This is a genomic window from Yoonia maricola, from assembly GCF_002797915.1.
In the GTDB taxonomy this organism is placed as follows: domain Bacteria; phylum Pseudomonadota; class Alphaproteobacteria; order Rhodobacterales; family Rhodobacteraceae; genus Yoonia; species Yoonia maricola.
In genome coordinates, this window is sequence record NZ_PGTY01000001.1 from 1,564,315 (window position 1) to 1,576,690 (window position 12,376).

General features: G+C 56.5%; 12 protein-coding genes. 4 read left to right on the forward strand and 8 right to left on the reverse strand.

The annotated features are described in order from the left end of the window. From thrC to coxB, 7 genes are all read right to left on the reverse strand, one after another. Nucleotides 1–1,380, reverse strand: coding sequence for a threonine synthase (gene thrC / locus BC777_RS07905; RefSeq protein WP_100367538.1), 1,380 nt, complete (start codon nucleotides 1,378–1,380; stop codon nucleotides 1–3). Then, nucleotides 1,380–2,063 carry an SURF1 family protein gene (locus BC777_RS07910; RefSeq protein ID WP_100367539.1) on the reverse strand — a complete coding sequence of 228 codons (684 nt, stop codon included), beginning with the start codon at nucleotides 2,061–2,063 and terminating at the stop codon, nucleotides 1,380–1,382. The genes thrC and BC777_RS07910 overlap by 1 nt, the downstream gene beginning before the upstream one ends. A gap of 92 nt (nucleotides 2,064–2,155) precedes the next feature. Beyond that, nucleotides 2,156–2,959, reverse strand: a complete 804-nt coding sequence (locus tag BC777_RS07915) for a cytochrome c oxidase subunit 3 (protein WP_100367540.1) — start codon at nucleotides 2,957–2,959, stop codon at nucleotides 2,156–2,158. A gap of 28 nt (nucleotides 2,960–2,987) precedes the next feature. After that, nucleotides 2,988–3,599, reverse strand: a complete 612-nt coding sequence (locus BC777_RS07920; RefSeq protein WP_100367541.1) for a cytochrome c oxidase assembly protein — start codon at nucleotides 3,597–3,599, stop codon at nucleotides 2,988–2,990. Then, nucleotides 3,596–3,799 (reverse strand): cytochrome c oxidase system small membrane protein, encoded by a 204-nt coding sequence (locus BC777_RS07925; protein ID WP_100367542.1) that lies wholly within the window; start codon nucleotides 3,797–3,799, stop codon nucleotides 3,596–3,598. Before BC777_RS07925 ends, BC777_RS07920 begins: the two co-directional genes overlap by 4 nt. Then, nucleotides 3,796–4,731: a heme o synthase gene (cyoE, locus tag BC777_RS07930; RefSeq protein ID WP_100367543.1), complete on the reverse strand. Its 936-nt coding sequence runs from the start codon at nucleotides 4,729–4,731 to the stop codon at nucleotides 3,796–3,798. Before cyoE ends, BC777_RS07925 begins: the two co-directional genes overlap by 4 nt. Before the next feature lie 42 nt (nucleotides 4,732–4,773). Then, nucleotides 4,774–5,598: a cytochrome c oxidase subunit II gene (gene coxB, locus BC777_RS07935; RefSeq protein ID WP_100368055.1), complete on the reverse strand. Its 825-nt coding sequence runs from the start codon at nucleotides 5,596–5,598 to the stop codon at nucleotides 4,774–4,776. Nucleotides 5,599–5,781: 183 nt separating this feature from the next. Here coxB and tldD point away from each other — a divergent pair, with 183 nt between their 5' ends. The 3 genes from tldD to topA all read left to right on the forward strand — a co-directional run bounded on the left by tldD (nucleotide 5,782) and on the right by topA (nucleotide 11,188). Continuing rightward, nucleotides 5,782–7,203: a metalloprotease TldD gene (tldD, locus tag BC777_RS07940; RefSeq protein WP_100367544.1), complete on the forward strand. Its 1,422-nt coding sequence runs from the start codon at nucleotides 5,782–5,784 to the stop codon at nucleotides 7,201–7,203. A gap of 163 nt (nucleotides 7,204–7,366) precedes the next feature. Further along, complete coding sequence (dprA, locus tag BC777_RS07945) at nucleotides 7,367–8,500, forward strand: DNA-processing protein DprA (protein WP_211095337.1); 1,134 nt, start codon at nucleotides 7,367–7,369, stop codon at nucleotides 8,498–8,500. A gap of 105 nt (nucleotides 8,501–8,605) precedes the next feature. Next, nucleotides 8,606–11,188 (forward strand): type I DNA topoisomerase, encoded by a 2,583-nt coding sequence (gene topA, locus BC777_RS07950; RefSeq protein ID WP_100367545.1) that lies wholly within the window; start codon nucleotides 8,606–8,608, stop codon nucleotides 11,186–11,188. On the opposite strand, the gene BC777_RS07955 is transcribed toward topA, so the two are convergent. Then, complete coding sequence (locus tag BC777_RS07955; protein ID WP_168769107.1) at nucleotides 11,185–11,592, reverse strand: MarR family winged helix-turn-helix transcriptional regulator; 408 nt, start codon at nucleotides 11,590–11,592, stop codon at nucleotides 11,185–11,187. The two genes, topA and BC777_RS07955, sit on opposite strands and share 4 nt — an antisense overlap. A gap of 126 nt (nucleotides 11,593–11,718) precedes the next feature. Here BC777_RS07955 and BC777_RS07960 point away from each other — a divergent pair, with 126 nt between their 5' ends. Then, a complete protein-coding gene (locus BC777_RS07960; RefSeq protein ID WP_100367547.1) occupies nucleotides 11,719–12,303 on the forward strand; it encodes an SRPBCC family protein in 585 nt (194 codons plus the stop codon). Nucleotides 12,304–12,376: the final 73 nt, after the last annotated feature.

Here is a 12,376-nt window from a genome sequence, read left to right on the forward strand (position 1 = left end):
CTATATGCGCTCCTTGATGACCGTTTGGATCGCGGTCAGATCGTTGCTTACGCGTGTGACGCGCTCTGGTCGGTCATACAGGTCCGCCATCCGCGGGGGAAGGGGTGCAGCAACGCCGGAGGCTGCTTTCACCGCATCTGGGAACTTGGCCGGGTGGGCTGTGGCGAGTGTGACCATGGGCGTGGTGCCAAGGTGCGGTTCGGCAACATGGACGCCGACTGCTGTGTGCGGGCAGAGGAGTTCGCCGTGGTTGGCGAGGTAGGTCTTGATGGCGGCCTGCGTCTCTTCTTCCGAGGCACGGCCCGATTTGAAGATATCTTTCAGCATCTGGTAAGCGCCTTGACTGATCTGAAAGCCACCTTGCTTGAGGTCTTCCATCTGCCCGGCCACCGCAGCCCCATCGCGCCCGTAAGCGTCGAAAAGCGCGCGTTCGAAGTTGGAGCTGATTTGAATATCCATTGAAGGGCTGATGGTCGGCTCGACGCCTTCTTTGGTATAGGCCCCCGTTTGCAGCGTGCGATGCAGGATGTCGTTGCGGTTCGTTGCAACAACAAGGTCCGCGATAGGCAGGCCCATCTTCTTGGCGATGTAGCCTGCGAAGATATCGCCAAAGTTGCCCGTCGGCACGGTGAAGCTGACTTCGCGGTGCGGCGCACCCAATGAGACGGCGGCAGTAAAGTAATACACGACCTGCGCCAGCACGCGGCCCCAATTGATGGAGTTTACACCGGCCAGTTTCACCTGCTCGCGGAAGGCAAAATCGTTGAACATATCTTTGACCGCCGCTTGGCAGTCGTCGAAGTCGCCATCAACGGCCAGCGCATGCACGTTGCTTTCCGTCGGCGTCGTCATCTGACGGCGCTGCACTTCGGAGACCCGTCCATGCGGATACATAATGAAGACGTCGACGGCCTTCAGCCCACGAAACGCCTCAATCGCGGCAGAACCTGTGTCGCCGGATGTGGCACCAACGATGGTCACCCGGTCGCCTGACCGTGTCAGCGCGGCTTGGAACATTTGACCAATCAGCTGCATGGCGAAGTCTTTGAACGCGAGCGTGGGGCCGTGGAACAACTCAAGCAGGTAGTGATTGCTGTCGAGCTGCACCAAAGGCGCGCGGGCGGCGTGGCCGAAACCGGCGTAGGCCTTGGCGATCAAATCGCGAAATGCGTCATCCGTAAACGTATCGCCAATAAAAGGGCGCATAACATCAAAGGCCACCTCTTCATATGACTTGCCTGCCATCGACACAATCTGGGCAGGTGTCAGCGTCGGCACCTCTTGCGGGACATAAAGACCGCCGTCGCGGGCCAGCCCTGTCAGCATTGCTTCTTCGAAGCTCAACGTGGGCGCTGTGCCACGAGTCGAGATATAACGCATCAGTCTTGGCCATCCTTTTGGCGTGTCGTCCGTAGTATCAGGTACAGACTCATTACCGCCCACACAACGGCCAACAGAAACCATGTAACAGCATATTCGAAATGGTCATTCTTAATGGTCGCTGTGTTCACAGGCAGGGGCGTCAACCGCGGGTCTGACGGAGACGTTTGCGTCACAACGACCAGAAGCGGAAAAGTATCAAGGGTCTGCGACATGGTTTCAATATTGCGGGCGAACCAGATATTCGCGTTAAGGTCCGGGTCCGGCGTACTGGTGTTTTGGTCGTCTGGCCACAGAAGTGTGCCGGTGATGTTCATCTCAGCACGCAACGGGGCCGCTTCTTTGTTGTCGAGTGCAAGCAAACCTTGATCAACCAAGATCGCCCCTAGATCGGTTTCGATCTTCGATATGACGCGGTAACCGGTGCCCGCCTCGGTGCCTGAAACCAGCACATGCAATTCATCACCGGTCGGCGTTCCGATCAGCGAAACGCGGGAATACTCATCCGCTTCTTCGGTGACAGAAAGCGTGAGAGCGCGTGGCGGGGATGCGAGGCGATCGTTTATTTCGGCAAGAACGCCCTCTTTCCAGGCCAGCCGCTCAACCTGCCACAGGCCAAGGCTGATCAACACGCCGCACCCTGCGACACCAAGGATCAGTGGAAAGAGGATTTTACGCAGCATTTTGCGCCCTTGACGGTCAAAACGCGCGAGATGACCCTCGCGCGTTTGTTATTCTGGATGGTGGGTGAAGACCCACCTTACATGAACGGCGCTTAGATGCCCCAGATGTAGACGGCGAAGAACAAAAACAACCAGACCACATCAACAAAGTGCCAGTACCAAGCAGCGGCCTCAAACCCAACGTGCTTTTCCGGAGTAAAGTGCCCTGCACGCGCCCGCATGTAGCAAACAAAGAGGAAAATCGTACCGATGATCACGTGGAAGCCGTGGAAACCCGTCGCCATAAAGAAGTTCGAGAAGAACTTATCGCCGCCAAAAGTCCAGTCCTGCTCTACCAGCAGATACCAGTATTCATAAGCCTGTAGGCCGGTAAACAAGATACCCAGCACGACAGCCAGCAACAGGCCATGCTCAAGGTCTTTGCGGTTATTTTCATGTACCAGCGCGTGGTGTGCCCATGTGACCGCCATGCCGGAGCAAAGCAACACAAGTGTGTTGATCAGCGGCAGGTGGAAGGCGTCAACCTGATAGAAGGTGGGCTCAACATAGGATGTGCCCGCATATTCGCTCATCGGATAGATCGTGTGTTTAAAGAACGACCAAAACCATGCAGCAAAGAACATCACCTCAGACATGATGAACATGATAAAGCCGTAACGCAGGCCGATCCGCACAACCGGCGTATGATCACCCACGTTGCTTTCGGCCACCACGTCGGCCCACCAAGCAAACATGACGTAAAGCACGGCGGCGAAACCCATCAGGAAGATGTATGGGCCAGAGCCGTGCATCCAAAGTGTCGCCCCGAAGAGCATGGTAAACGCGCCAGCGCTGCCCAACAGCGGCCAGATCGATGGTGGCAGAATGTGATAATCGTGGTTCTTTGCATGCGCCATGTGGTGCGTTCCCTGTAGGCTGATCGTCTTAATTTGGTATGGCGTCTTGTTTCGCCGGTGTCAAAGCTTGCGGCGCGTAAGAGGCTTGGATTTCCTCCTCGGGCAAGTCAATTTCATAGAAAGTGTAGCTGAGCGTGATCGTGTGCACATACTGCCCTTCGCGGTCGTCCACGATGGCAGGATCGACAAAGAAGCTAACCGGCATCATCACAGTTTCACCGGGCATCAGCACTTGTTCGGTAAAGCAGAAACAAGCGATTTTGTCGAAGAATGCTCCGGCCTCATAGGGGGTCACGTTATAGGCGGCCTGCCCTGCGATGGGCACATCCAGCGGGTTGTGCGCTTCATAAAACGCAAGGCCCGTCTCGCCGATGCGAATTTCCATCTCGCGCACTTCGGGTTTGAACGTCCATGGCATGTCGCGGTCTAGCGAGGCATCAAAGCGCACTTTGATCGTTTGATCGAGAACCACATCACTGCCGGCTTCTGCAATGTTTGTCGCACCGCCGAAGCCCGTGACCCGGCAGAACCAGTCATAGAACGGCACCGACGCCCAAGCGAGCCCCCCCATCAGGATCACGACCGAGACGGTTTGCGCCACGGTCCGCTGTGGCCCTTGAAGGTTCGGAAAAAGTTTCATTCGCCTGCCCCCTCTTCTGGGATGATCTGTGGACGGGCCACGTGATCAAACCGTTCAAACTCGGCCGTGTCCCCAAGTTGCAGCACCTTCACAACAGTAAGGCCGAAAACAATGGCGATAAAGCCTGCGAGGATCAGCCCAAGCCCGTAATTGCGCCCCTTACGGCGCTCATGCAATTCGTGCTCGACCCGGAGCGTCATGACCAGCCTCCGATGCCATAAAGCCGCAATGCAGCCTCAATCAACAGTGCGCCAAAGTGGGAAAACAGATAGTAAAGCGAGACTTTAAAGACCTTAATTTCAACCCTATGCTTATCGGCTTCGCAGTCCGCATCTGTACGACGCCAGATGTCGTAGGCACCTTTGAGGAACCATGCGTTCATCCAAACCGCGACGGCCAGATAAACAGGGCCACCAATCGAGGTAAAGCCAAGCCCGATAGCCACCGGGACCAGCAACAGCGTGTAAACGATAACATGTTTGCGTGTCGCATCGCGCCCGTGCGTTTCCGTCAGCATGGGCACACCAGCGTTGCCGTAGTCAGACTTTACAAAGAGAGCCAGGGCCCAAAAATGCGGAGGTGTCCACATAAAGATCAGCGCAAACATCAGCACGCTTTCGATGCTCACACCGCCTGTCGCGACAGCCCAACCGATCATTGGCGGAAAGGCACCTGCGGCACCGCCGATGACAATGTTCTGCGGCGTCGCCCGCTTGAGCCACATCGAATAGACAACGGCATAAAAGAAGATCGTAAAGGTCAGAAGGAAGGCAGCGAGGAAGTTCGTTGCCAAGGCCAGCAGGACAATGGCAAAACCAGAAAGCGCCATGCCAATGCCCAGCGCCTCACCCGGAGCGACCCGGCCCGAAGGGATTGGGCGCCCGGCGGTCCGTTTCATGCGCGCATCGATATCGGCATCCCACCACATATTCAGCGCACCAGAAGCGCCGGCGCCAACGGCGATACATAGGATTGCGACGAAGCCGATAAAAGGGTGGACAGGTACGGGCGAGACCAGCAATCCAACAAGAGCCGTAAACACGACCAGCGACATCACACGTGGTTTCAACAGGGCAAAATAATCGCCCATGTTCGCTTCGTAGCTATGATCTGATACGCTGATGTCGCTCATAACGAACCTTGAAAAATCGGTGGGACAAGACCCACCATACCCTTAGGATGTACCGGTTGCCTCAGCCAACCAAGCGTCATACGTCGCTTGGCTCACGACCTTGACCGTGATCGGCATATAGGCGTGATCTTTGCCGCAAAGCTCTGAACACTGGCCAAAATAGATGCCTTCCCGCTCGGCTGCGAACCACAGTTCCGCCAGACGACCAGGCACTGCATCTTGCTTCACACCAAAAGCCGGGATCGTCCACGAATGGATCACATCCGCCGCGGTCACCTGCATTACAACTGTCGCACCAATCGGCACGATGACAGCCGTATCCGTCGCCAGCAGGTATTCTTCCTGACTATAGCCGTTCTCTTCCAGCTCATCACGCGCCAACATGTAGCTTTCAAATTCGACACCGTGGTCAACATACTCGTAACCCCAGTACCACTGGTAACCCGTGACCTTGATGGTGATATCCGCCTCAGGGATCTCTTGTTGCTTAAACAAAACCGGCAATGAAAACGCGCCGATAAATACCAAGATAACAACAGGGACCACTGTCCAGGCCACCTCGAGCGGTGAATTATGCGTAAACGTCGCCGGCTCCGGGTTTCTGGTACGATTGTAGCGGATCGCGACCCAGGCCAGAAGCGCCGTCACAAAGAGCGTGATCAGGGTGATAATGATCAAAAGCATATTATCGAGATCAACCACATCGCGCGCCAGTTCCGTCGCGGATGGCTGAAAGCCTGTACCACGGTCAACAGGACGTCCGACGATTTCGAGTTCCTGATTAATCTGCTGTGCCGTTGCGGCAGACCCTGCCATCACCAGACCCGCTGTCGTCCAAAGTGATGTCGCGATGCTATTCAAACGCATATCGTACCCTATCTTATAAGCACCCATCAGGCGCGTCTCCCAAGCGACTCCATTCGGGCTACGGACGGAATCCCATTGTATTCGACCGACCGTGTCCCATATCCTGATGCACAACTCAAGAACTGCAATTGCGTCAAACAGACGCTTCCGCGACAAATATCGCCTTCACCACAGGAAAATCCGATGTCCGCTGATCCGTTCCGCCCCTTTGAGACCAATCTTGATCAAGAAGCCGCCCTTGCACTGCTGCGCGAGGCCACCGCGGGCGCCGATGACGGAGAGCTGTTCTTGGAACGCCGCAAGTCCGAGGTGATCTCCTTCGATGACGGCCGCATCAAAACGGCCAGTTTCGATGCCTCAGAAGGATTCGGCCTGCGCGCCGTGCGCGATGAGACGGCCGGTTACGCCCATTCAACAACCATTGATGAACATGCCATGAAGCGCGCGGTATCCACCGCACGGCTGGCCGTTGGTGATGGCGGCGGAACGATGGCCGATGCCCCGGCTGGCACCAATCGCAAGCTGTATTCCGACGATGATCCAATGTTGCAGGCAACATTCCCGGCCAAAATTGACCTGCTACGCGAGATTGATGAATTTGCCCGCGCGCTTGACCCGCGTGTTGTGCAGGTCTCGGCCACAGTTGCCGCCTCACATCAGGAAGTGCTGATTTTGCGGCCAGAGGGCACGTTGGTCACTGATACCCGCCCGATGTCCCGCCTCAACGTCAGCGTCATCGTTGAAGAGAATGGCAAACGCGAAAGCGGCGGCATGGGCGGCGGCGGCCGTGCGGGCCTGATTGGTCTGATTGGCCGCGATCACTGGGAACCTGTCGTGCACGAGGCACTCCGCATTGCTTTGGTCAATCTTGACGCAGAGCCCGCCCCAGCAGGTGTCATGGATGTAGTGCTGGGTCCGGGCTGGCCGGGCATTTTGCTTCACGAGGCGATTGGTCATGGGCTGGAAGGAGACTTCAATCGCAAGGGATCTAGCGCATTTGCCGGGCTGATGGGCCAGCAGATCGCAGCCAAGGGTGTGACAGTGCTGGATGATGGGACAATCCCTGATCGTCGCGGATCTATCACGGTCGATGATGAGGGCACACCCAGCGCTAAGAATACGCTGATCGAAGACGGCGTGCTGGTTGGTTATATGCAGGACCGTCAGAACGCCCGCCTTATGGGTGTTGCGCCAACGGGCAACGGACGGCGTGAAAGCTTTGCCCACGCGCCGATGCCGCGCATGACCAATACCTACATGCTGGCCGGTAATACCGCGCCAGAGGCGCTGGTCGCTGATCTGAAAGATGGGATTTACGCGGTGGGTTTTGGCGGCGGTCAGGTTGACATCACCAACGGTAAATTTGTGTTTAGCTGTACCGAGGCTTACCGCGTCAAGGATGGCGTGGTGGGCGCGCCCGTGAAAGGGGCGACACTCATTGGCGATGGTGCAACGGCACTGAAGCAAATTCGTGGGATCGGCAATGACCTTGCACTTGATCCCGGTATCGGCAACTGCGGCAAGGCAGGCCAATGGGTGCCTGTGGGTGTGGGGCAACCCAGCCTGATGATTGGTGGGCTGACTGTGGGGGGGGCTGCAGCTTAAGGTGATTCTTTTGGGGCGCACCGACCGAACCAGCAAAGATTTGCAGATTCGCTACAAAATAACCATGAAATCTCGCATTTTCCCAAAATTCATCATGGATTGATTCAGAACTCGTTAACTTCCCTCACGCTAGGGTGTTCACGCAATATGGCGGAGGTTCGGGATGACCGGAACACACTTATCTTCCAATCACCCCCCACTCCTACCCACCACGGAAGAGGATGCGGTCAACCACCTTCGCCTATTGCGTTCGCGTCGGGTTGGCGTCGCAACATATCGCCGGCTGCTGGCAGAACACGGCAGCGCGGCTGATGCGCTCAAGGCCCTTCCTGATGTGGCCAAGGCTGCGGGTGTAACCGACTATGCCGTATGTCCAGAGGGCGTTGTGATGGCAGAGCTTAAAGCAGGCAAATCAGCCGGTGCGCGGTTGCTGCTGGAAGGCGCGCCAGATTATCCGAATGCATTACAAGATGTGGGGAATGCGCCCCCGATTTTATGGGCGCTTGGCGATACAGAGCTTTTGCAAAAGCCCATGATTGCGCTGGTCGGCGCGCGCAATGCGTCGTCATTGGGTACCCGCATGGCCAAACGGCTGGGTGAAGATTTGACGAAGGCGGGGTTTGCGGTTGTGTCAGGCCTTGCGCGCGGGATTGACGCCGCAGCGCATCACGGCGCGCTTGCCGGGGGCACAGTGGCCGTAATGGCGGGCGGTGTAGACGTGATCTACCCTGCCGAGAATACACAGCTTGCGCATGACATTGCAAAACGCGGACTACGCTTGGCTGAAATGCCGATGGGCCTGCAACCGCAGGCACGGCATTTCCCAGCGCGCAACAGGATTATTTCTGCGCTTTCCCGCGCCGTTGTCGTGGTAGAGGCAGCCGCAAAATCCGGCAGCCTGATCACTGCGCGCAACGCGCTTGATCAGGGCCGCGATGTTATGGCCGTGCCGGGGCATCCGTTTGATGCGCGGGCCTGGGGGTCAAACATGCTAATCCGCGATGGTGCGGATTTGGTCCGCAATGCGCAAGACGTGATCGATGCGGTCACTCCGGTCATTGCACGCCCCCCTGAACCTGATGTGCAAACACCTGCCAAGGACACGCGCAGCCTGCGCGACATCGCAGCGCTACACTCAGAAATCCTGTCACGGCTGGGAACCGCCCCAATTGCCGAAGATCAGCTCTTGCGCGATATCAAGGCAAGGGCCACCGATGTAGCGCCCATCCTTGTTGATCTTGAACTTGCGGGCAAAATTGCCCGACAATCAGGCGGTTTGCTGGCACGGGTCGAATGAAAACTGGGCAAGTTCGCTCAAAGATTTTTACCCTCATTGACATTCTGCAAACAGACGCCACATCTTGCCCGACTTAAGGAACTGCATTTGTTGTAAAGGATTCTCATGCCCGTTGTCGTTGTCGAATCCCCCGCTAAAGCCAAGAAAATAAACGGGTATCTTGGAAGTGACTATACGGTTCTAGCCTCTTACGGCCATGTCCGTGATTTGCCGCCGAAAGACGGATCGGTCCTGCCGGACGACGATTTCGACATGAAATGGGAAATCGCATCCGACAGCAAAAAGCATATCAAAGCCATTGTTGACGCACTCAAGAATGACAACGAACTGATCCTCGCCACCGATCCCGACCGCGAAGGCGAAGCGATTTCCTGGCACCTGACAGAAGCTTTGACTGCCAAGAAGGCGATCAAGAAAGACACACCCGTCAGCCGCGTTGTGTTCAACGCAATCACAAAAACCGCTGTCACCGATGCGATGGCGAACCCCCGCCAGGTCGATGAACCCTTGGTCGAAGCCTATCTCGCACGCCGCGCGCTGGATTATCTGGTGGGTTTTAACCTCTCACCCGTGCTCTGGCGCAAACTGCCCGGCGCGAAATCTGCGGGCCGCGTGCAATCGGTGTGCCTGCGCATCATCGTCGAACGCGAGATGGAGATTGAGGCGTTCCGTAATCAGGAATACTGGACCGTTAAAGCACTGCTTCAATCCGCACGCGGGCAAACCTTCGAGGCGCGCCTGACGACACTGGCAGGCAAAAAGCTCGATAAATTCGATCTCGGTAATGAAACGCAGGCAGAAATGGCGGTACAGGCGATCAACTCGCGCGATTTGGTCATCAAATCGGTTGAGGCAAAGCCCGCGACCCGCAACCCTTCCCCCCCTTTCATGACCTCTACCCTACAACAGGAAGCGAGCCGCAAGTTTGGCATGGGCGCTAAGCAAACCATGGGCGTGGCGCAGCGCCTTTATGAGGCGGGCCTGATCACTTACATGCGGACCGACGGCATTGATATGGCCCCCGAAGCAGTGACTGGCGCGCGCGATGCGATCAAGTCCAAGTTTGGTGACAAATACCTGCCCGATCAGCCGCGCATGTACAAAAACAAGGCGAAGAACGCGCAGGAGGCCCACGAGTGCATCCGCCCGACAGAGATGTCGGTCAGCACCGCAGACGCCAAAATTGCCGATGCCGACCAGCGCAAGCTGTATGATCTCATATATAAACGCACGATGGCCAGCCAGATGGCCGCGGCCAAGCTGGAACGCACCGCTGTGGATATTACCAGCGCCGACGAACAGGTCGTGCTGCGCGCCAATGGACAGGTCATGGTGTTCGACGGCTTCATCGCGGTTTATGAAGAAGGCAAGGATGACAGCGTTGTCGATGATGACGATAAGCGCCTACCCCAACTGGCCGAGGGCGAAAAAGCCGAAAAGAAATCGGTCGATCCTGAACAGCATTTCACACAGCCACCGCCACGCTACACTGAGGCGACACTGGTCAAGCGCATGGAAGAATTGGGCATTGGTCGCCCCTCGACCTATGCCTCGATTGTGACAACCATTCAGGATCGTGGTTATGTTGAAAAGGACAAGAACCGCCTGATCCCACAAGATAAGGGGCGGTTGGTGACGGCCTTCCTGACCAACTATTTCCGCAAATACATTGGCTATGACTTCACGGCCGATCTGGAAAACCAGTTGGACGAGGTCAGCGCGGGCGATGCTGATTATAAGAAGGTGCTTGGCCAATTCTGGCGCGATTTCTCCGCCGCCATTGCGGAAACCGCTGATCTGCGCATCACCGAGGTGCTGGAAAAAATCAATGAGGTGTTGGAACCACATCTTTTCCCACCAACCGAAGACGGCAGCGATCCGCGCCTTTGCCCCAACTGCGGGGCTGGGCGATTGTCGATGCGCACGGCCCGGTCGGGTGGTGCGTTTATTGGCTGCTCAAATTACCCTGAATGCCGCTACACCCGCGCTTTTGGCCCGCCAAACCCAGAGGCAGAGCTTTCGGCGATCCCACCAGAGGGCAAGCTGCTGGGCACCGATGACGGTGACGAAATCCGTATCTTCAAGGGCCGCTTTGGCCCCTATGCCCAGCGCGGTGAAGTGACCGAGGATAATAAGAAACCACCGCGTCAAGGTGTACCCGAAGGCTGGGAGCCTGAAGAGGTCACGCTGGATCAAGCCTTGATGCTACTGTCCCTGCCCCGCGAATTGGGCCCGCACCCCGAAGATGGCGTGACGGTTTGGGCAAACCTTGGGCGTTATGGACCCTATCTGAAACACGCCGAAAGCACGTCCCATCGTGGTGGTACCAATGCCAACCTCGACAGCATTGATGAGGTTTGGACCGTCGGGATGAACCGCGCCGTGCAATTGCTGGCTGAAAAGGTTGCGTCACGTGGTCAGCGCGGCAAGGCGGCCGTTCCTGTGCGCGAATTGGGTGAGCATCCAGAGGCGGGCGGCCCGGTCAATATCTTTGACGGTAAATATGGCCCATACGTGAAATGGGAAAAGATCAACGCGACCATCCCCGACACGATTGAACCATCAGAGCTGACCATGGCGCAAGCCGTGCATCTGATTGATGAACGGGCCGAAAAAGCGGGCAAGAAGAAACCTGCGCGCAAAAAGACCCCAGCGAAGAAGAAAGCGGCAAAAAAGAAGACGGCCTAACCGCCGTTTGTTTCCAGTGCCTTTACCCTGTCTGAGACTTTGCCGAGCAGGTAGATTAACTGATCCTGCTCTTTCTCTGTCATCGATGACAGGAAAAGCTGCATGTTGCTAATATCCTGATTGTGGATCGTATCCGCCATCGCACGCCCCTTTGTGGTAAGAGATAAGGCAACGGCGCGCCCGTCCTCGGTGCTTTTTTGTCGTGAGACCCAGCCTTTTTTGACCAGCCGCGCGATTACGCTGCTGGTCGTTGTCGGCGCCACACCCAGATGGTCGGTCAATGTGCTCGCCCGCATCCCCGGCGCTTCCCGCAGCAACCCAAGCGTATGAAAGTCATGCGGATTATACCGTTCCGCATGCTGATGCTCTGACGGCGTCCGCTCACTGATCAGCATTACACGCATGAGCGTACGGACAATTTGGCGAAGGTGATCAGCGCGAGACATGCCCCTTGTTGAACCAAAGGTCTTGAAGCATCAAGTACGTCACCTATTTAGTACGATATTCGTATTAAATGAGGAGATCGACCTATGAAGACCGCATTTCCTGCCCGCGCCATTTTGGCTGCCTTTGCCATTTCACTTGCTCCCCTGCCCGCACTTGCCGCCGACGTCCCGCCTGCGCCCGCGCTATCCCGCGCCGCGCTTTATCAAAGCAATACGCTCTTTGTTGTTTTGGAAGGTGATTTGGCTGAGGTTCGCGCGTTCATGGACGCCAACCCGTTGACGGATTTTCTTGAGCCTAGTGGCCGTATCCCTCGCATCACCGATGTTGTCGTGCTGGATGGCAACTGGGGTGACGTCAATTCATTGCGCCGCGTCGATCTGGAAGGCGGTTTTCACGTACATGAGCGTGTGCTGACCAACGATGAAGATGAGTTTACCTATCAGATTTGGGATATCTCAACGGATGCGGGGCGGTTCATCAGCCACATATATGGCGAGATCAGGCTTTCGGAAGATCCAGATGGCACAAGGCTTACATGGTCATACAACATTAAGCCGCGCTATTTCTTTGCCCGCCCGTCAATCCGATCTTATCTCAACGATGATTTCGCACCATTCATGCAGAACGGTCTGACAGGGTTCGCTACGGCTTATGCCGCACAAAGCTGATCGCAGCGGAACAGCGCTGCGCGCCTGCCGCGGCGGCCCTTTCTGCGTCGCGGCAATTTATTGACTCTCCTCT

Excerpts from the sequence above, each read along its gene's own strand:
- thrC (WP_100367538.1), bottom strand. The coding sequence starts at position 1,380 with ATGCGTTATATCTCGACTCGTGGCACAGCGCCCACGTTGAGCTTCGAA.
- BC777_RS07910 (WP_100367539.1), bottom strand. The coding sequence starts at position 2,063 with ATGCTGCGTAAAATCCTCTTTCCACTGATCCTTGGTGTCGCAGGGTGC.
- BC777_RS07915 (WP_100367540.1), bottom strand. The coding sequence starts at position 2,959 with ATGGCGCATGCAAAGAACCACGATTATCACATTCTGCCACCATCGATC.
- BC777_RS07920 (WP_100367541.1), bottom strand. The coding sequence starts at position 3,599 with ATGAAACTTTTTCCGAACCTTCAAGGGCCACAGCGGACCGTGGCGCAA.
- BC777_RS07925 (WP_100367542.1), bottom strand. The coding sequence starts at position 3,799 with ATGACGCTCCGGGTCGAGCACGAATTGCATGAGCGCCGTAAGGGGCGC.
- cyoE (WP_100367543.1), bottom strand. The coding sequence starts at position 4,731 with ATGAGCGACATCAGCGTATCAGATCATAGCTACGAAGCGAACATGGGC.
- coxB (WP_100368055.1), bottom strand. The coding sequence starts at position 5,598 with ATGCGTTTGAATAGCATCGCGACATCACTTTGGACGACAGCGGGTCTG.
- tldD (WP_100367544.1), top strand. The coding sequence starts at position 5,782 with ATGTCCGCTGATCCGTTCCGCCCCTTTGAGACCAATCTTGATCAAGAA.
- dprA (WP_211095337.1), top strand. The coding sequence starts at position 7,367 with ATGACCGGAACACACTTATCTTCCAATCACCCCCCACTCCTACCCACC.
- topA (WP_100367545.1), top strand. The coding sequence starts at position 8,606 with ATGCCCGTTGTCGTTGTCGAATCCCCCGCTAAAGCCAAGAAAATAAAC.
- BC777_RS07955 (WP_168769107.1), bottom strand. The coding sequence starts at position 11,592 with ATGCGTGTAATGCTGATCAGTGAGCGGACGCCGTCAGAGCATCAGCAT.
- BC777_RS07960 (WP_100367547.1), top strand. The coding sequence starts at position 11,719 with ATGAAGACCGCATTTCCTGCCCGCGCCATTTTGGCTGCCTTTGCCATT.